This window comes from Mesorhizobium sp. B2-6-1, from assembly GCF_006440475.1.
GTDB lineage: Bacteria > Pseudomonadota > Alphaproteobacteria > Rhizobiales > Rhizobiaceae > Mesorhizobium.
On the sequence record NZ_VFUH01000006.1, the window covers coordinates 288063 to 306903 of the forward strand.

The 18841-nt window shown below is 63.1% G+C and carries 16 protein-coding genes and 2 pseudogenes; 7 read left to right on the forward strand and 11 right to left on the reverse strand.

Annotated features, from left to right (window positions below):
* Nucleotides 1-17 precede the first annotated feature (17 nt).
* Nucleotides 18-1346, reverse strand: a complete 1329-nt coding sequence (locus FJ443_RS15595; RefSeq protein ID WP_140495122.1) for an aspartate aminotransferase family protein — start codon at nucleotides 1344-1346, stop codon at nucleotides 18-20.
* Between the two features lie 227 nt (nucleotides 1347-1573).
* On the opposite strand from FJ443_RS15595, the gene FJ443_RS15600 reads away from it, so the two are divergent.
* Nucleotides 1574-2209 carry a TetR family transcriptional regulator C-terminal domain-containing protein gene (locus FJ443_RS15600; RefSeq protein ID WP_140495120.1) on the forward strand — a complete coding sequence of 212 codons (636 nt, stop codon included), beginning with the start codon at nucleotides 1574-1576 and terminating at the stop codon, nucleotides 2207-2209.
* A gap of 15 nt (nucleotides 2210-2224) precedes the next feature.
* On the opposite strand, the gene FJ443_RS15605 is transcribed toward FJ443_RS15600, so the two are convergent.
* Complete coding sequence (locus FJ443_RS15605; protein WP_140664783.1) at nucleotides 2225-3097, reverse strand: helix-turn-helix transcriptional regulator; 873 nt, start codon at nucleotides 3095-3097, stop codon at nucleotides 2225-2227.
* A 101-nt stretch (nucleotides 3098-3198) separates the two neighbouring features.
* Here FJ443_RS15605 and FJ443_RS15610 point away from each other — a divergent pair, with 101 nt between their 5' ends.
* Both FJ443_RS15610 and FJ443_RS15615 read left to right on the forward strand, forming a co-directional pair.
* Nucleotides 3199-4041, forward strand: a complete 843-nt coding sequence (locus FJ443_RS15610; protein WP_140664786.1) for an SDR family NAD(P)-dependent oxidoreductase — start codon at nucleotides 3199-3201, stop codon at nucleotides 4039-4041.
* A complete protein-coding gene (locus tag FJ443_RS15615; protein ID WP_140495115.1) occupies nucleotides 4038-4760 on the forward strand; it encodes an SDR family oxidoreductase in 723 nt (240 codons plus the stop codon). The genes FJ443_RS15610 and FJ443_RS15615 overlap by 4 nt, the downstream gene beginning before the upstream one ends.
* Nucleotides 4761-4769: 9 nt before the next feature.
* On the opposite strand, the gene FJ443_RS15620 is transcribed toward FJ443_RS15615, so the two are convergent.
* The 5 genes from FJ443_RS15620 to FJ443_RS15640 form a co-directional block, all read right to left on the reverse strand.
* A complete protein-coding gene (locus FJ443_RS15620) occupies nucleotides 4770-5147 on the reverse strand; it encodes a DoxX family protein (RefSeq protein WP_140516666.1) in 378 nt (125 codons plus the stop codon).
* A gap of 69 nt (nucleotides 5148-5216) precedes the next feature.
* Complete coding sequence (locus tag FJ443_RS15625) at nucleotides 5217-5675, reverse strand: carboxymuconolactone decarboxylase family protein (RefSeq protein ID WP_140495113.1); 459 nt, start codon at nucleotides 5673-5675, stop codon at nucleotides 5217-5219.
* A gap of 11 nt (nucleotides 5676-5686) precedes the next feature.
* On the reverse strand, nucleotides 5687-6205 hold the full coding sequence (locus FJ443_RS15630; protein WP_140495111.1) for an Rrf2 family transcriptional regulator: 519 nt from the start codon (nucleotides 6203-6205) through the stop codon (nucleotides 5687-5689).
* A 109-nt stretch (nucleotides 6206-6314) separates the two neighbouring features.
* On the reverse strand, nucleotides 6315-7628 hold the full coding sequence (gene preA, locus FJ443_RS15635) for an NAD-dependent dihydropyrimidine dehydrogenase subunit PreA (protein WP_140664788.1): 1314 nt from the start codon (nucleotides 7626-7628) through the stop codon (nucleotides 6315-6317).
* A gap of 2 nt (nucleotides 7629-7630) precedes the next feature.
* Nucleotides 7631-8995, reverse strand: a complete 1365-nt coding sequence (locus tag FJ443_RS15640; protein ID WP_140495107.1) for an NAD(P)-dependent oxidoreductase — start codon at nucleotides 8993-8995, stop codon at nucleotides 7631-7633.
* A gap of 300 nt (nucleotides 8996-9295) precedes the next feature.
* Here FJ443_RS15640 and FJ443_RS15645 point away from each other — a divergent pair.
* A pseudogene (locus FJ443_RS15645) lies at nucleotides 9296-10061 on the forward strand (VOC family protein).
* A gap of 72 nt (nucleotides 10062-10133) precedes the next feature.
* Here the strand turns inward: FJ443_RS15645 and FJ443_RS15650 are convergent.
* Complete coding sequence (locus tag FJ443_RS15650; RefSeq protein WP_140664791.1) at nucleotides 10134-10622, reverse strand: hypothetical protein; 489 nt, start codon at nucleotides 10620-10622, stop codon at nucleotides 10134-10136.
* 200 nt (nucleotides 10623-10822) lie between these two features.
* Between FJ443_RS15650 and FJ443_RS15655 the strand changes: the two genes are divergently transcribed.
* On the forward strand, nucleotides 10823-11215 hold the full coding sequence (locus tag FJ443_RS15655; protein WP_140664794.1) for a DoxX family protein: 393 nt from the start codon (nucleotides 10823-10825) through the stop codon (nucleotides 11213-11215).
* A gap of 21 nt (nucleotides 11216-11236) precedes the next feature.
* Here the strand turns inward: FJ443_RS15655 and FJ443_RS15660 are convergent, their stop codons facing one another.
* Together FJ443_RS15660 and FJ443_RS15665 are read right to left on the reverse strand one after the other, a co-directional pair.
* Nucleotides 11237-13663 (reverse strand): FAD-dependent oxidoreductase, encoded by a 2427-nt coding sequence (locus tag FJ443_RS15660; protein WP_140664797.1) that lies wholly within the window; start codon nucleotides 13661-13663, stop codon nucleotides 11237-11239.
* A gap of 66 nt (nucleotides 13664-13729) precedes the next feature.
* Nucleotides 13730-15268: a trimethylamine methyltransferase family protein gene (locus FJ443_RS15665; RefSeq protein WP_140623094.1), complete on the reverse strand. Its 1539-nt coding sequence runs from the start codon at nucleotides 15266-15268 to the stop codon at nucleotides 13730-13732.
* Between FJ443_RS15665 and FJ443_RS15670 the strand changes: the two genes are divergently transcribed.
* Complete coding sequence (locus FJ443_RS15670) at nucleotides 15267-15470, forward strand: hypothetical protein (protein WP_140623092.1); 204 nt, start codon at nucleotides 15267-15269, stop codon at nucleotides 15468-15470. The genes FJ443_RS15665 and FJ443_RS15670 overlap by 2 nt on opposite strands.
* Before the next feature lie 16 nt (nucleotides 15471-15486).
* Entirely contained in the window at nucleotides 15487-16077 is a 591-nt protein-coding gene (locus FJ443_RS15675; protein WP_140495095.1) for a transglycosylase SLT domain-containing protein, read from the forward strand.
* A 544-nt stretch (nucleotides 16078-16621) separates the two neighbouring features.
* Here the strand turns inward: FJ443_RS15675 and FJ443_RS15680 are convergent.
* Nucleotides 16622-18823: pseudogene (locus FJ443_RS15680) on the reverse strand (ABC transporter ATP-binding protein); the annotation flags it as partial.
* Nucleotides 18824-18841: the final 18 nt, after the last annotated feature.

Consider the following 18841-nt stretch of genomic DNA (forward strand, 5'->3'; position numbering starts at 1 on the left):
TATCCGCGCCCAGTTCTTCAATCGATCGACCTCAGTACCTCACGCACATGATCGATCAGTTCGTTGATCTGGCCCTTGGTGATGATCAGCGGCGGCGACAGCGCGATGATGTCGCCGGTAGTGCGGATCAGCGCGCCGCGCTCGAACGCCTTGACGAAGGCCGAGAAGGCACGCTTGGTCGGCTGCCCGGCGATCGGCGCCAGCTCGATCGCACCGATCAGGCCGATGTTCCTGATATCGATGACATGCGGCTCGCCCTTCAGCGAATGCAGCGCGTCTTCCCAATAGGGCGCCAGTTCCTCGCCGCGTGTGAGCAGGCCCTCTTCCTTGTAGGTGTCGAGCGTGCCGAGCGCCGCGGCGCAGGCGATCGGATTGCCGGAATAGGTGTAGCCGTGGAAGAACTCGATCATGTGCTCGGGGCCGGTCATGAAGGCGTCGTGGATTTCCTTCTTCACGAACACCGCGCCCATCGGGATGACGCCGTTGGAGACGCCCTTGGCGGTGGTCATGATATCAGGCGTGACGCCGAAATAATCGGCCGCGAACGGCGCGCCAAGACGGCCGAAACCGGTGATGACCTCGTCGAAGATCAACAGAATGCCGTGCTTGGTGCAGATTTCGCGCAGCTTCTGCAAATAGCCCTTGGGTGGCAGGATGACGCCGGTGGAGCCAGCGACCGGCTCGACGATGACGGCCGCGATGGTCGAGGCGTCATGGAGCGCAACGATGCGCTCCAGCTCGTTGGCAAGCTCCGCGCCATGTTCCGGCACGCCCTTGGAGAAGGCGTTCTTCTCCGGCAGGTGGGTGTGCGGCATATGGTCGACGCCGCCGAGCAGCGTGCCGAACATCTTGCGGTTGGTGACGATGCCGCCGACCGAGATGCCCCCGAAATTGACGCCGTGATAGCCGCGCTCGCGTCCGATCAGACGGGTGCGCGAGCCCTCGCCCTTCACGCGGTGATAGGCGATCGCCATCTTCAATGCGGTCTCGACCGATTCCGAACCGGAATTGGTGAAGAACACGTGATCCATGCCCTTCGGCGCGACGTCGACCAGGCGGTTGGCCAGTTCGAACACGATCGGGTGGCCCATCTGGAAGGCCGGAGCGTAGTCGAGCTCGGCGGCCTGCTGCTGGATCGCCTCGGTGATCTTGGGCCGGCAATGGCCGGCATTGACGCACCAGAGGCCGGCGGTGCCGTCCAGCACCTTGCGGCCATCGCTGGTCGTGTAGTGCATGTCCTTGGCGGACACGAACATGCGCGGCGCCTGCTTGAACTGCCGGTTTGCCGTGAACGGCATCCAGAATGCACTGAGATCGTTCGGCGTGACTTTCAGCCGGTTGGACATGACCAAGACTTCCCCTTGTAACCTGTTTCGGTACGTCCAACGCTTGGTCTTTGCCGCGCTTTCGTGCTACGCAAATTTTTGACCGATTGGACAAACGTTAGCACCGCCCTGTCGGCGGTCAAGGGATTACTAGCGGAAATGCGGCTCCTGAAGTGCGTTCCACAGGCCGGGGAAAAACTGGTCCAGAGAATTGGGCCAGACCGCTTTCAACACGAGGGCGCGCAACGGTGAACACCAGCACGGAAGCCCCTCGCCGTACCCGCATCCAGCAGGAGAAGCGCGAACTCATTCTCGAAGCCGCGCTCGAGGTGTTCTCCACCAATGGCTTCCGCGGCTCGACCATCGACCAGATCGCCGAAGCCGCTGGGATGTCGAAGCCCAACCTGCTCTATTACTTTCGCCGCAAGGAAGACATTCACGAGACGCTGATGCAGCGCCTGCTCGACACATGGCTGGCGCCGCTCAGGGAACTCGACGACATCGGCGATCCCCTGACCGAGCTCAGGAGCTACATCAGGCGCAAGCTTGAAATGGCGCGCGATTTTCCGCGCGAGAGCCGGCTGTTCGCCAACGAGATTCTGCAGGGCGCACCACGCATCATGCCCTTGCTGACCGGCGAACTGAAGACGCTGGTCGACGAGAAGGCAACCGTCATCAAGGGCTGGATGCGCGCTGGCAAGATCGCCAGGACGGATCCTTGGCACCTGATCTTCTCGATCTGGGCGACGACCCAGCACTATGCCGATTTCGACGTCCAGGTCCGCGCCGTGCTCGGCCCGAACCGCGGCGGCGACGGCCGCTTCGAGGACGCAGCGAGATTCCTGGAGCAATTATTTCTCGACGGGTTGAAGCCGAAGGCCTGACCCTGCGCTGAAGGCTCAGGCGCTGCGCCGCTCGGCCGGCAGTGCATCAAGCAAGCTCTGCAGCTTGGCGATCGAGTTCTGCTCGGCCAGCGGCGTGTAGACGACCAGCCGCATGTCGGATCCATCGTCAATCGACAGGCTCATATGCTCGAAGGCCATGGCGCCGGCCGTCGGATGGCGGACGTGCTTCAGACCCGTCAGCTTTCGCGCTACGTCACGTCGGGGCCACCAATCGCGGAACTCGGGGCTCGAGCGCATCATCAGCGCGATCAGCCGGTCGAAATCGGGATCACCGACATATTTGGCGCTTTCGGCGCGAAACGAAGCGAGCACCACGCGAGCAAGCTCTTCCCAGTCGACGAGCAGGCGACGGTGCTGCGGGCTTGTAAACACCATGTGGACGATGTTGCGGGCGTCGCCTTCCAGCAAACCATAATCGCCGAACACCGCGACGGCTGCCGGGTTCCAGGCGAGCACGTCCCAGCGCCGGCCAACCACATAAGCGGGTTGCAGCACAAGACTTTGCAGCATGTGCAGCAACGGCCCGTCGACCTTTTCGGGCGTTGCCCCACGACGCTCCGGCTGTTGGCGGCCGGCGAGGATGAACAAATGCCGCTTCTCGACAGCGTCGAGGCGCAGCGCCTCGCAGAGCGCCGCCAGCACCTCCACCGAGGGCCTGACATCCCTGCCTTGTTCCAGCCAGGTGTACCAGGTGGTGCCGACACCGGCGATCATCGCCACCTCCTCGCGCCGCAGGCCCGGCGTGCGCCGCCGCGCGCCGCAGGCAATGCCGGCGGCCTGTGGCGAAAGCCTCTCGCGGCGCGAGCGCAGGAAGGCGCCGAGCTCGCGCCGGCGGCTTTCTTCAGCGGAATGAGAAGGAGCATCCATGACCCTATTATAGCAGTACCGATACCAGGATAAAGTTTGAACTGTTTGGCGCGCACCCGCTGCCCCATCTTCTGTCGAGAGCAACGAATGGAGGCTCAAACATGGACCTGAAAGACAAGACAATCCTGATCACCGGCTCGACCGACGGTGTCGGCCGGGTCGTCGCGCAACGGCTGGGCGCAGGTGGCGCCCGGGTGCTGGTGCACGGACGCGACGCGGCGCGCGGCAAGGCCACGGTCGCGGACATCGAGGCGGCCGGCGGCAAGGCCGAGTTCTTCGCAGCCGACCTCGCCTCGCTGGCCGAGGTGCGCCGGCTCGCCGAGGCCGTGCGTGAAAAAACCGCTCGGCTCGAAATCCTCATCAACAATGCCGGTGTCGGCACGGCTGGCCAAAACGCCAAAAGGCAGGTCAGCGCCGACGGCTATGAACTGCGCTTCGCCGTCAACTATCTCGCCGGCTTCCTGCTTACGGAGGGATTGCTGCCCCTGCTGAAGGCCAGCGCGCCGGCGCGTATCGTCAACGTCGCCTCGGCGGGCCAGCAGGCCATCGACTTTAGCGACGTCATGCTTACCCATGGCTACAGCGGCGTGCGCGCCTACTGCCAGAGCAAGCTGGCGCAGATCCTGTTCACCATCGATCTCGCCGAGCAGCTCAAGGGCAGCGGGGTTACCGTCAACGCCCTGCACCCGGCGAGCTACATGAACACCACGATGGTCCGGCAGGCAGGCGTCACGCCATGGAGCTCGGTGGAGACCGGCGCCGAGGCCATTGTCAATCTCGCCACCTCCCCCGCGCTCGAAGCGCGCAGCGGCCTCTATTTCGACGGCCTGCGCGAATCCCGCGCCGACGCCCAGGCTTACGACGCCAGAGCAAGACAACAATTGCGCGACTTGAGCCTCGACCTTGTCGGGCAGGCTACAGTGAAGAGGGAAGAGCGTTCATGACCAGCAAGATCGAACACACAGTCGTCATCGGCGGCTCGTCTGGCATCGGCCTGGCGACGGCGCGCAAACTGCTCGGCCCCGGCATGAAGGTGACCATCACCGGGCGCAATCAGGACAAGCTCGTCAGCGCATGGAAAAGTCTCGGTGGCGCCGTCGACAAGGCGGCGTTCGATGCCGCCAAGCCCGACGAGGTGCGCCAATTCTTCGAGCGCATCGGCCCGTTCGACCATCTCGTTTTGGCGGCGAGCGGCGGCAAGGGCCTTGGCCCGTTCGAAACACTCGACCTTGCCGATATCGCTGGCGGCGTCGACGAAAAGGTGCGGCCGCAATTATCCTGCTTGCAGGCGGCCTTGCCAACGCTGGACAAATCAGGATCGGTCACCTTCATCTCGGCGGTATCCGCCCAGCTCGCCACGCCGGGCGTCGCCGGCATCGGCGCCGTCAATGGCATGCTCCTGACGGTGGCACCGATCCTGGCCGTCGAGCTGAAGCCACTGCGCGTCAACGTCGTGGCGCCCGGCGTCATCGACACGCCCTGGTGGGACTTTCTGCCGGACGAGCAGCGGCAGGCGATCTTTGCCGACTATGCCGGCAAGACACCGGTCGGCCGCATCGGCCGCGCCGAGGACGTCGCCTCGGCCATAGCCTTCCTCGTCTCCAACGGCTTCATGACCGGCCAGGTATTAACCTGCGATGGTGGTTTGCGGTTCGCGGCCTAGCTGCAACTGTCAAAGCGACTGGGCGATCAGTGTCAGGAAGCCGCCGCTCAGCGCGACATTGCCAACAAAACCATTGATACGCGACGCACGCTCCTGTCCCTGATGATCCCAGAAATTGTGGAACATCGGCGTGGCGACGATCAGGAACAGCACCAGCACCGCACAGGCAGTGGCGGTCCAGAAGCCCGTCACCACCAGCACGCCGGCGACGATCTGCAACACGATGCCGGCCCAAAGTGCCAGCCGCGCCTGCGGCACACCGCGCGCGACCATCAGCCCCGTCAAGAAGCCCGCGTTCTGGATGTTGCGCAAGCCGGCGAAGACAAACCCGCCGCCAAGCAACAGCCGGCCGAGAACCAACAAGGCGGCGGGTAAATCGGCAAGCATCAAACGCTCTCCCTTCGAAATAATGGGAGCGCCGCCTCTCTTGGCGGCGCTCCGATCGTGATCGAACAATCAGGCGGCCTTGGCGGCAGGCATCGGATGAATGGCGTGGAACGGAATGCAAAGCCGGTTCCAGGTATTGATCATGCCCAGCGCCACGGAGAGCTTGACCAACTCCTCTTCCGAGAAATGTTCTAGCGTGCGGGCATAGAGTTCGTCCGAAACACCATTGTTGGCGATCAGCGTCACGGCCTCGGTCCAGGCCAAAGCGGCGCGCTCGCGCTCCGAAAACAGCGGCGATTCCTTCCAGGCTGAAACCAGATAAAGCCGCTGTTCGGTCTCGCCGTCGCGCCTCGCCTCGCGGCTGTGCATCTCGACACAGAAGGAGCAGCCATTGATCTGTGAGGCCCTGAGCTTGATCAGGTGCAGCAGGCTTTCCTCGAGCCCGCATTCGTCGACCGCCTTGTTGAGCGCCGACACCGCTTTCATGATCTCGGGCGCCTTGGCGAAGAACTGGAGCCTCTGTCTCATCATCTTTCCTTTCATGCTTGCTTGGTTGAACTGGATTTCTGCTGCCGCTGGTGGCGCTCGGTGAAAGCGCAGCTTGCCGCGACCGACCGCGGATCGGCGCCTTTCATGAAGTCCGACACGATGTCGGACAGCCTGACCTCGGCCAGCGCCGCGCGATAGGCGCGCTCCGCCTTCAGCATCGCAGCATTGATGCCGCACGGCCTGACATAGGCCGATGCATCGAGTTTCGTCGGGCCGCGCTGGCGGATTTCGCCGCATCGGAAAGCCGGCTCGCGCCCTTCGACCGCCAGCACGATGTCCAGCAGCGTGATGCGTTCGGCCGGTTTCGCCAACCGGTAGCCGCCCGCCGGCCCAGGAACGGATTCCAGGATGCGCGCAGCGGTGAGCATGTTGAGATGTTTCAGGAGATAGCTCGGCGACAGGCCAAACGCCTCCGCCAGGGCCGCACCTGGCATGGTGCTGTCGCCATCGACGCCAGCCAGCGTCGCCGCGCAGTGGATGGCCGCTTCGACGCCATCGCCGAGTTTCATGATACCAATCTCCAATACATGGATAACTTATATCCTGGATATTTTGTATCTGCAATAGCAAAATGAAAACGGCGCCCGAGGACGCCGCTTTTTCCTTGATTGTTCCGCCCTACTCCGCCGCTACCTTGGCCATCGGGTTGTTCGGGTGCGTGGTCCAGTTGGCATAGACCGGCGACACAGGCATGCCGGTGCGCTGGTCCATCACCCCGGCGGCCAGCGCCTCCATGGTGATGCAGTTGTCAACCGGGCAGACATTGACGCAAAGATTGCAGCCGACGCATTCGGCCTCGATCACCTCGAAATGCCTGACGCCGTCGACCATGCTGGTGATCGCCTGATGCGAGGTGTCCTCGCAGGCGATGTGGCAGCGGCCGCATTTGATGCAGGCATCCTGGTCGATATGCGCCTTGGCGACATAGTTGAGGTTGAGATACTGCCAGTCCGTGACATTGGGCGTGGCACGGCCGATGATGTCGTCGAGCGAGCGATGGCCCTTCTCGTCCATCCAGTTTTCGAGACCGGCGATCATCTCCTGCACGATCTTGAAACCGTAGGTCATCGCGGCCGTGCACACCTGCACGTTTCCGGCGCCGAGCGCCATGAACTCGGCAGCGTCGCGCCAGGTGGTGATACCGCCAATGCCGGAGATCGGCAGCCCCTGCGTTTCGGGGTCGCGCGCGATCTCGGCCACCATGTTCATGGCGATCGGCTTCACCGCAGGGCCGCAATAACCGCCATGCGAGCCCTTGCCGTCGATGGTCGGCATCGGCGCGAAGTTGTCAAGATCGACGCCGGTGATCGAGTTGATGGTGTTGATCAGCGACACCGCGTCGGTGCCACCGGCATGTGCTGCTCGCGCCGGCTTGCGGATATCGGTGACGTTGGGCGTCAGCTTGGTGATGACGGGCATGCGCGTGTACTGCTTGCACCAGCGCACAACCATTTCGATATATTCCGGCACCTGGCCGACGGCGGCGCCCATGCCGCGCTCCGACATGCCGTGCGGACAGCCGAAATTGAGCTCGATGCCGTCGGCGCCGGTTTCCTCGACAAGCGGCAGGATCGCCTTCCAGCTTTCCTCGACGCAAGGCACCATGATCGAGGCGATCAGCGCCCGGTCGGGCCACTCCATCTTGACCTGCTTCATCTCACGCAGATTGGTCTGCAAGTCGCGGTCGGTGATCAGCTCGATGTTGTTGAGGCCGAGCAGACGGCGGTCGGCGCCCCAGATCGCGCCGTAGCGTGGGCCATTGACGTTGACCACCGGCGGGCCCTCTTCGCCCAGCGTCTTCCAGACGACACCGCCCCAACCGGCCTTGAAGGCGCGCACGACATTGTAGGCCTTGTCGGTCGGCGGCGCCGAGGCCAGCCAGAACGGATTGGGCGATTTGATGCCGACGAAATTACTCCTGATATCTGCCATGCTCATGCCCTCCCGTTCGAGGTCAGTGCCCGGTGAATGGATTCCGCCGCATCACGCCCTTGCGCCACGGCCGAGACGGTCAGGTCGTCGCCACCGAATATGCAGTCGCCGCCGGCCCAGACCTTGGCCAGCGAGGTGCGCCCTTCCGCATCGACCTTGATGCGCCCGGCCTCGAGCTCGATCGCAGCACCGCTGCCGTTGAGCGCAGCGGGGACGAAACTCTGTCCGATCGCCTTGAACACCTGGTCGGCAACGAGGGTCAGCGTCTCGCCGGTGCCGGCAAGACTGTCGCCGTTCATGGCGGTGTATTCAAGCTCGATGGCATTGACCTTGCCGCCTTCGGCAATCACCCGCTTCGGCTGTAGCCAGTGTCGGATGACGACGCCGTTGGCGGCCGCCAGGTCCTGCTCGAATTCGGAAGCATTCATATGTTCCTGGCCGCGCCGGTAGCAGATCGTCACCTCCTCGGCGCCAAGCAGCTTCGACTGCACCGCGGCATCGATCGCCGTCATGCCGCCGCCGATGACGACGACGCGGCGGCCGACCGGCAGGCCGGAGAGATCGCTGGCTTGGCGCAGCTCGGAGATGAACTCGACGGCGTTGGTGACGCCCACGGCGGCCTCGCCATCGGCGCGCAGCGCATTGACGCCGCCGAGCCCCATGCCCAGAAACACCGCGTCATAATTGCGGATCAGGTCGGAGAGCTGATAGTCGCGGCCGAGCGCCTTACCGTTCTGGATATCAATCCCGCCAATCGAGGTGACGTACTCGACCTCGGCTTGGGCGAAATTGTCGACGCTCTTATAAGCGGCGATGCCGTATTCGTTGAGCCCGCCCGCCTTCGCGCGCGCTTCCAGGATTGTGACGTCGTGGCCATGGCGGGCGAGCCGATGTGCGGCGGCAAGGCCGGCCGGCCCGGCGCCCACCACGGCGACCGCCTTGCCTGTCGGTGCGGCACGTGGATAAAATTGCCTGTTCTCGCTCATCGCGATATCGGTGGCATAGCGCTGCAGCCGACCGATCTGCACCGGCTTGCCTTCCGCCACTTCGCGCACGCAGACCTCCTCGCACAGCGTCTCGGTCGGGCAGACGCGGGCGCACATGCCGCCCAGAATGTTCTGGTCGAAAATGGTCTTGGCCGAGCCGATCGGATTGCCCGTGGAGATCTGGCGGATGAACAGCGGAATGTCGATCGAGGTCGGGCATGCGTTCATGCACGGCGCGTCGTAGCAGAAATAGCAGCGGTCCGCTTCGACCAGCGCCTCGTGGTGATCGAGCGGCGGATGCAGGTCGGAAAAATTGTCCGCATACTGATCGGCAGGCAGCCGGCCGCCTGCAATGCCTTCCCTGAACTGGCCTTCTGCCATCGTCAGTTCCCCTTGTTTTCGTTTTAGGGAAGGCTAGCACGTTTTATTTTTTTATCAATTGGTCAATTTTCTACATAAGCCTCTGAAAAGGCTCGAATAAAACATGATAATTTGGTTCACGTTTAATATCATAATGCGCGAATGTCGAACTTTCGAGGAAGGACGGTCCGCTAAGCGGCAGGCCGCAATCATGGCATGCCTGTCGAGCCGCAATTTTTCCTCCGCTGTCGGATTTCCGTCTCGAAGATCGTCCTATGATGGATCGAAGGACGATCGACGCAAAAGGTGAGGAGACCGACGATGCCGAAATCCCCAATGCCCTTCTTCTGGTACGAATTGATGACATCAGACCTCGACGCCGCCGAGGCGTTCTATACCAAGGTGGTCGGCTGGACCGCGCAAGCCTTCGACAAGGCTCCCGGCATGCCGCGCTACATCGTCATGAATGTCGGCGAGCGTGGCGTCGGCGGGCTGATGACGATGCCTGAGGATGCCGCCAAGATGGGCATGCCTCCCGCCTGGCTTGGCTACATCCACACCAGGGATGTCGATGCTGCCACGGCGTCGCTGCAGAAAGCCGGCGGCGCCGTTCATCGCCAGCCCGACGACATTCCGGGCGTCGGCCGCTTCGCCGTCGTCGCCGATCCGCAAGGCGCGACCTTCATGTTCCTGCAGCCGAACGGGCCCGACCAGCCGGTCGTGCCGGCCAGCACGCCGGGCCATATCGGCTGGCACGAGCTTTACACAACCGACTGGAAGGCCGCGTTCGACTTCTATTCCAGCCAGTTCGGATGGACCAATGCCGGCGATTTCGACATGGGGCCGATGGGAACCTATCAAACCTTCGCGGCCGGCCCCGAATCCGGTGGCGGCATCATGAACAAACCCGAACAGATCCCGGTGCCGGTCTGGCAGTTTAACCGCCATCGACGCGGCGGCAAAACAGGTGACCGACAATGGCGGCAAGATCCTGATGGGCCCGATGGAGGTCCCCGGCGGCAGCTGGATCGTGCAGTGCCAGGATCCGCAAGGCGCCCATTTCGCCTTGATGGCGCCCGGACGGTAAGGGGCTCAACGTCGCACAGGAGGACGGCCTTTGATCGTAAGATTGAGGGCCGTGTCCTCGCTTGGCGCCGAGCTATTCCGGCGTCAGCACCGCGACTTTCAGGCCTGCCTTTTTTGCACCGCTGAACTGGACGGTGGCCGGGCCGGGCGCAAGCTTGAACCGAACGCTTTTGCGAATGTCCGGACAGGTCTTGACCCCGCTGTAGCCGGCCAATTTCACGGTATGGCCGTCTTGAATGACATCGATCCAGGCTTCGCCCGACAGGCTTATCTGGATGCCCCCTTCCGGCGGCACAACCATGCTGGCGACAGCGCCGAACGTGCCAGGCGCCGGGGCACGTTCCGGCGGGAGGGCGAATTCCGCTGTCTCGGCCGGCACCAGAACCAGATCGGCGGCAGCGCCGACCGCCAGCGTCGTCCCCGACGCAGCAGAAGGAGGCGCGGCGAACAGCGCCTGCTCGCGCATTACCGGCCATTTGAAAGCCTCGCAGCCGGCATCCCCGGCCATCGCGAAGCTGGTACCTGCAAGGATTGCGAAAAAGCTGATGACGACTTTCTTCATGGCGAGAGACCCCCAAACGATTTCAACTATCTACAGATCGATACAACCAGAGGGATAATAATGCAACCTTAGGGAGAAAATATCGACGCGTTGCGGAACATCTCGCATCACCGATTGTTGATGTCCGGTAGCGGGAAGTGAATGGTCCATCTCGGGGCGATAATCTAGGCCGGACCTGGGGGGTGAAAACGGAGTTTCAGATGGCGCTTTTCGAAGGCTTGGCCCGATACCAGCCACAGGCGCTCGGCGCTCTGCGCATCATGACCGCGCTGCAGTTCATCGAGCATGGCAGCCAGAAGCTGTTCAATTTCCCAGCAAGCGCCGAACCCCACGCCCTCAGCGGGTTGACTTTGACAGCCGGCATTCTCGAGTTCGCCGGCGGCATCCTGCTCGCGCTGGGGCTGTTCACCCGCCCAGTCGCCTTCCTTCTGGCCGGCGAGATGGCGATCGCCTATTTCATGGCGCACATGCCGCGCGGCTTCTTCCCGGTCAACAATGGCGGCGATTTGGCGATCTCGTTCTGCTTCATCTTCCTCTATCTGTTCTTCGCCGGCCCTGGCGCCTTTGCGCTCGACAATCGCCGCGCTGCCTGATGCGAGCCGGATGCGGATTGTTCACGCCCGCATCCGCTGCAAATTGGCGTCGAACAGCGGCACCGGCTGCATGCGTGCGGCATGGCGCTTGCCGAGGATTTCGATCTCGAAGCCTTCGCTCTCCTCGGCGATCTCCTTCGGCACGTAGCCCATGGCCACCGATTTCCTTGAATGATGCGCATAGCCGCCTGACGTCACCCAGCCACGCACCGTGCCGCCGAACCAGATCGGCTCGTCGCCGATGACATCGGCGTCGGCAGCCTCGACGATGAAGGCGCGCAGCCTGAGCCTGCCGCCCTGCTTGCGCTCTGCCAACGCCCCGGTCTTGCCTATGAAATCGGCTTCCTTGCCATAGGCGACAAAGCGATCGAGCCCTGCCTCCAGCGGTCCGTAGATCGGCCGGTATTCGCGCGCCCACGAGCCATAGTTCTTTTCCAGCCGCAGTGCGTTCAGCGCACGGGAGCCGAACAGGCCAATGCCGAACTCCTCGCCCGCCGCCATCAGCGCCTGGAACGCCGCGCGCTGATATTCCGGCGCCACCCAGATTTCATAGCCGAGATCACCGGTGTAGCTGACGCGGCCTACCAGGCACGGCGCCATGCCGATATCCATCTTGCCGATGGCCATGAAGGGAAAGGCGGCGTTCGAGACGTCCGTCCGCGTGACCTTGGCCAGCACGTCCCGCGCCTTCGGCCCGGCGACGGCAAGGCCGGTGAGTTTCGCGCCCGAAGCCTCGATGCGGACAGAACCATCCGCGGGCAGATGCTTTTCGAACCAGCGCATATGGTACTGCTCGGCAATGCCGGAACCGGCGATGAACCACTCCTCGCCGCCGAGATTGGCCAGCGTGAAATCGCCGATGAGCTTGCCGTCCTCCTTCAGCATAGGCGCCAGCGTCATGCGGCCTGGCCTCGGCAGCTTGCAGGCGAGCAGCCGGTCGAGCCATGCAGCAGCCCCCTCGCCTGTCACGTCGTATTTGGCGAAATTCGAAATCTCGGCGAGGCCGACGCCCCCGCGAACGTTTGCAACCTCCCTGCCGACATGCGCGAAATCGCTCGAGCGACGCCACGAGAACTCGTCCTTGACGCCTTCGGGCGCGTACCAGAGCGGCACTTCCAGCCCATAGGACACGCCCCATTGCGCGCCCTTGGCCGACAGCAGGTCATAGACCGGCGTGGTCTTCAGCGGCCGTCCGGCGGGCAATTCCTCATTGGGGAAGCGTATCGAAAAGCGCCTGGAATAGTTCTCGCGCACCTTAGCGTTGGTGTAGGCCATCGTCGCCCAGTCGCCATAGCGCGACACGTCCATGGCCCAGATGTCGGCGCCGGGATCGCCCTCGATCATCCAGTTGGACAGCGCGAGCCCAACGCCGCCGCCCTGGCTGAAACCGGCCATGACGCCGCAGGCCACCCAGAAGCCCGGCAAACCGCGCACCGGCCCGACCAGCGGGTTGCCGTCAGGCGCGAAGGTGAAGGGTCCGTTGATGATCTGCTTGATGCCGGTGTTCTGAAAGGCCGGGAAATGCCGGAAGCCGACTTCCAGCGACGGCGCGATGCGGTCGATGTCCGGCTCCAGCAATTCATGGCCGAAATTCCACGGCGTCTGGTGCTCGGACCATGCCTTGTTGGCCTTCTCATAGGTGCCCATCAGCATGCCGCCGCGCTCCTGGCGCAGATAGAGCTCGCCGTCGAAATCGACGGCGTGGATGATCTCGGTGCCGGTCTTGGCGTTCCAGGCGGCGACCTCCGGCATGTCCTCGGTGATCAGGTACATGTGCTCCATGGCCAGCACCGGCAGTTCGAGCCCGACCATGCGGCCGACCTCGCGCGCCCAAAGGCCACCGGCGTTGACGACATGCTCGGCCGCGACCTCGCCCTTGTTGGTGATGACGCGCCACAGCCCGTCGGGACGCCGCACGATGTCCTCGACCTTGGTGAAGCGCTCGACCTCGGCGCCCAGCTTACGCGCAGCCTTGGCATAGGCATGGGTGACGCCGGAGGGATCGAGATGGCCGTCCTCCTTGTTGCGGACAGCGCCGACGAACTGCTTGGGGTCGAGCAGAGGCATCAGTTCGGCCGCTTCTTTCGGCGAGATTTCTTCGAGATCGATGCCGAGATAGCGACCCTTGGCGACGACGCCACGCAGCCAGTCGAGCCGTGCCTCGGTCGCCGCCAGCAGCACGCCGCCGGTCAGATGCACGCCGGTCGCCTGGCCGGAAAGCTCCTCGATCTCCTTGTAGAGGTTGATCGTGTATTTCTGCAGCTTGGCGACGTTGGGATCGCCATTGATCGTGTGCATGCCGCCGGCCGCGTGCCACGTCGAGCCTGAAGTCAGCTCGTCTCGCTCCAGAAGCACTACGTCGGTCCAGCCATGGCGGGCGAGATGGAACAGCACGGAACACCCGACAACCCCGCCGCCAATGACCACGACCTTTGCATGCGATTTCATGGGTTCTTCTCTGATATCAGTGAGTTGGATGGGCTAGATGATTCAAAAAGAGACGTTCGTGGCGCATCACGGCTCGCCCGCCCCAATCGCTTCCTTGCGCTTGGTCACGTAGGCCTCCAGCGCTTCGCGCACGGTGACGTCCATCGGCGGCTCGACATAGTCTTCGAGCGCCTTCTTCCACAACCGCGTCGCGCGCGCGGTTGCGTCGAGGCCGCCGGCTTCCTGCCAGGCTTCAAAATTCTGCCAGTTCGAAAGCATCGGCTGATAGAAGGCCGTCGCATAACGTTCCAGCGTGTGCGGCTCGCCGAAGAAATGGCCGCCGGTCGGCACCGCGCCCAGCGCCTCGACGGCAAGCTCGGCCTCGTCGACCACGATCGGGCGCAAAAACTCCATCATGTACTGGATCATTTCGACGTCGATGATGAATTTCTCGAACGACGCCGTCAGCCCGCCCTCCTGCCAGCCGGCGGCGTGATAGACGAGGTTGCCGTGGCCGAGCACAGCGCCCCACAGCGCCATCAACGTCTCGTAAGCGCCTTGCGCATCGGCGGCGTTGGAGGCCGAGCCCGGCGTTGTTCGGTAGGGCAGCCCGTAACGCCGTGCCAATTGCCCCGACGCGATGTTGGCCTTGGTGTTTTCAGGCGTGCCGAAGGCCGGCGCGCCCGACTTCATGTCGACATTGGAGGTAAAGGCGCCATACATGACCGGCGCGCCCGGACGCACAAGTTGCGTCAGGACTACGCCGAACAGTGCTTCCGCATTCTGCTGCGCGAGCGCACCCGCCAGCGTCACCGGGCTCATCGCGCCCATCAGCGTGAACGGCGTCACTGCCACAGACTGGCCGAATTCGGCCATCGTCATCAGCCCCTCGGCCATCATCTCGTCGAAACGGCGCGGCGAGTTGACCGAGATGATGGTGGCGATGCCGGGATCGTCGCGCAACTGGTCCAGCGTCAGCCCGCGCGCGATCGCCATCATCTCGATCCCGTCCAGCGCCCTGCCCCGGCCGATCGCCGAGACATGGAAGCTTTTGTCGGTCAGCGTCAGATTGGTGAAATAGGTGTCGAGATGGCGCGAATTGGCCGGCAATTCGACCGGCGCGCAGACCTGGTTGCCGAGCATGTGCACGCAGTTGAAATGCTGCGCCAGCCGGGTCAGGTCCGCATAGTCGCGCAAATTGCCGGGGCGGCGGCCCCGCGCCATGTCGTGCACATTGGGCGGCCCCGCAACGAGCGTGAAATTGATTGTGTTGCCGCCGAGATGAACGGCGTTGGCCGGATTGCGCGGTGTAAGGGAATAATTGGACCGCGTCGTCTTCAGCGCCTCGTCGACCATGCCGCGGTCAATGCGCACGTTCGCCGACGCGTGGTCCACACTGGCACCGGCCTGCTCGAACAGCGAGAGCGCCCGCGGGCTCATCACCTCGATGCCGAAATTCTCCAATATGTGCATCGACGCCTGGTGGATCGCCTCGATCTGGTCGGGCGACAGCAAGGCCATCGGCGGATAAGGATTGGTCACCCGCCTCGCCGGCAGCTGCGGGATAGGCCCTGGTCCCCGGTTGCTGGTGCGCTCGGCGCCGCGCTTGCGTCTTGGTTCGTTCATGCCAGGCATCAAAGCCTCGACAAACCGCGCCAGCTGTCAGAAATACGCCGTTTGCGGGCGCGATTTTAACCGAGGCGGCATTTTCGAAACATCGATTTATGAAAAGCGACAAGATATGTCGGGTGATCAATATGGCATTTTTCTGAAGCGCCCGCATCGGCGGCCCGTTAACGAGGGCAGCAAGATTCCCTTTATGATTTGAGCCTATTGCTCTGCCGATGCGTAGGTCAAGTTTTAGTAAAATTGTAGCGGTTGGTATGCTGCTGGCACTTTCGGCCTGTGCGACGGCCCCCAGCCACATCAACAATGTCTGCGCCGTCTTCGACCAGAATGACGGCTGGTTCGACAATTGGCAGTCGGCCGCCGAACGCGCCGAGCAGAAATACGGCGTGCCCGTCCCCGTGCTGATGGCGACCGTGCGCAAGGAATCCGGTTTCAAGAGCAACGCCCGGCCGCCGCGCACCAAACTGCTCGGTTTCATCCCCTGGAAGCACGTCTCGTCGGCCACCGGCTTCTCGCAGGCGCTGGACGGGACCTGGTCGCAATATCAGAGCGAAACGGGCAACTGGGCGGCCCGCCGGACCAAATTCTCCGACGCCGTCGATTTCGTCGGCTGGTACCATTCCAAGACAGCGGATACCTACGGCGTCGCCCGCAACGACACCTACAATCTCTACCTTGCCTACTATCTCGGCTGGACCGCCTATGGCCGCGGCAATCGTGGCGATTCCGGCGTCCAGAGCTATGCCCGGGCCACCGACAAGATGGCCCGCGACTATGCCGAACAGCTAAGGCAGTGCGGCAGCTAAAGGGCTCCCGCTACAACGACAGCATCTGTCAGCGCGGCTTCCTGCCGAACACCTTGATGTATTCCGCCTCGCCGCCCTTGGCGAGCGCCTTCGCCTGCTTGACCCAGTCCTCGCGCTCGATGCGGCCCTGGAATCTCAAATGGTCGTCGACCCACTCCCGTTCGGCCTTCTTCCACGAGGCAATTTGAGCGTAGGTGAAGATACCGAGGCCATTGAGGATGGCTTCCGTCTTCGGACCTACGCCGGATATCAATTTCAAGTCGTCCGGCTTGGCAGGCTTGGAGATGCCGGCGGGTCGGTTCCTGTCGGCCGCGCCATCACGCGCCGCGCCTGGTCTGGCCGCACGGCCGCTAATTGGTGCGACACGCGCATTCTCTGCCTGGCGGCCCTCGCCAAGCGTTCTCGGCGTGAAAGGCGCGGAGGTCGCGTTGGCATCGGTCGCCGGTGCACCTGTTTCGGAGACCTCGTCGCGCACCTCGTGGCGGCGGGCTCGCCACACGGCTTCTGTCTCCTCGGCGTCCTCTCCCACCGCGCTGGCTTCCGCACTGGCGGTCTTGCCATGTGGTCGGCTGGGCGGCTGACCGGCAAAGCCCGGACCGGCACCATGCGGCGCGTCGTCCGGCACGCCCTCATGGTCGGCATGCTGCTTGTCGAACTTGATCACCGGCTCCATCGTCGCCAGAACGTCGTCCGAGAGCCAGCACAGGCTCATGTGCCCGTCGCCCAGGTTCTTTACCGGCGGCACCTTGGTTTCGCAGAGATTATCCGGCACCAGTCTCTTGTAGCCGCAGCGCGTCTGGAATGGACAGCCTGTCGGCGGGTTCATCGCCGAGGGTATGTCGCCCTCCAGCACGATGTGCTTCTTGACCACGCTGGTGTCGGCGATCGGGATCGCCGAAAGCAGTGCCTCGGTGTAGGGATGATAGGGCGGCGCGAAGATCTGGTCGGTCGTACCTTGCTCGACGATATAGCCGAGATACATGACGACGACCCGGTCGGCGATATAGCGCACGACCGACAAATCGTGGCTGATGAACAGCATCGTCGTCTTGTTCTTGCGCTGGATGTCCATCAGCAGCTCGGTCACCGCCGCCTGCACCGACACGTCGAGCGCCGAGACCGGTTCGTCGGCCACCACCACCTTGGCATCGCCGGCAAAGGCGCGCGCCACGCCGATGCGCTGCTTCTGGCCACCCGAAAGCTGGCGCGGCTTGCGGCTCTCGAAGGCGCGCGGCAGCTTCACCAGGTCAAGCAATTCCAGCATGCGCTTGCGCCGGTCGGCGACGGTCTTGCCGACGTTGAACTTTTCCAGTGTGCGGATGATCTGCGAGCCGACCGAATGGCTGGGGTTGAGCGTATCGAACGGGTTCTGGAACACCATCTGGATCGACGACACCGTGTCGACGCTGCGGCTCTCGATGCCGGTCGACTGGATTTCCTTGTTGGCGAGCGTGACCTTGCCGGAGCTCGCCGTCTCGAGCCCGAGCAGTACTTTGGCCAGCGTCGATTTTCCGCACCCGGATTCGCCGACAATGGCGACGGTTTCGGATTCGCGCGCCGTAAACGAAATCGTCTCGTTGGCCTTGACGACGCGGCCCTCGCTTGAGCCGAACACCTCGCTGCCGCCAACCTTGTAGTATTTTCTCAAGTCCTCGATCTTGAGTACCGGTGCGCCAGGCACGACCTTCTCATTGACCTTTTTGGCGCCGGGCGGCAGGGCGTCCCAATCGATTTCGTTGAAGCGCACGCAGCGCGAGAAATGACCTTCATGTCCCGCGACTTCGATCATCGGGATTTCGGCGGCATTGCAGACGCCCTCGACGAAATGGTGGCAGCGCGGACCGAAATTACAGCCCTTCGGCCTTTCATGCGGCAGGGGCAGCTGGCCGGGGATCGAGATCAGCGGCCGCGAGTTCTTGTCGGCGCCCGGCAGTGGAATCGAGCGGAAAAGGCCCTGCGTATAGGGATGGCGCATCCGGTCGAACACGTCCTTGATCTTGCCGGTCTCGACGGCCTCGCCCGAATACATCACCGTGATGCGGTCGCAGGTCTCCAGGATCAGGCCAAGATTGTGCGACACGAAGATCATCGAGGTGCCGAACTTCTCGCCCAGCCCCTTGACCAGTTCGACGATGCCCGCCTCCACCGTTACGTCTAGCGCCGTCGTCGGCTCGTCGAGGAGAAGCAGCGCCGGCTTCGACAGCAGCGCCATGGCGATGACGATGCGCTGCTGCTGGCCGCCCGAAAGCTGGTGCGGATAGGAGCGCATCATGCGTTCCGGATCGGGAAGCTTCACCGAGCGCACCATTTCGAGCGCACGTTTATAGGCCTCCTCCTTCGACACCTTGTCGTGGATCAGCGGCACTTCCATTAGCTGCTGGCCGATCTTCATCGCCGGGTTCAGGCTCGCCATCGGCTCCTGATAAATCATGGCGATCTTGTTGCCGCGGATGCTGCGCAGCTCCTCCTCGGAGAGCTCGCCCATGTCCTTGCCCTGGAACTTGATCTTGCCGCCGACGATCTTCCCGATGTTGGAGAGATCACGCATGATGCCGAGCGACACGGTCGACTTGCCGCAGCCGGATTCGCCGACAATGCCCATCGCCTCGCCGGGCATGACCGTGCAGGAAAAATCCATCACGGCCGGTATCTCGCCCTTGCGGGTGAAGAAGGAGATCGACAGGTTCTCGATCTCGATGATCGGCCCATTGTTCGGCCTGGCCGGATTTCGAACTGCCTCGTTCATGGGTCGCTCCAATCCTTG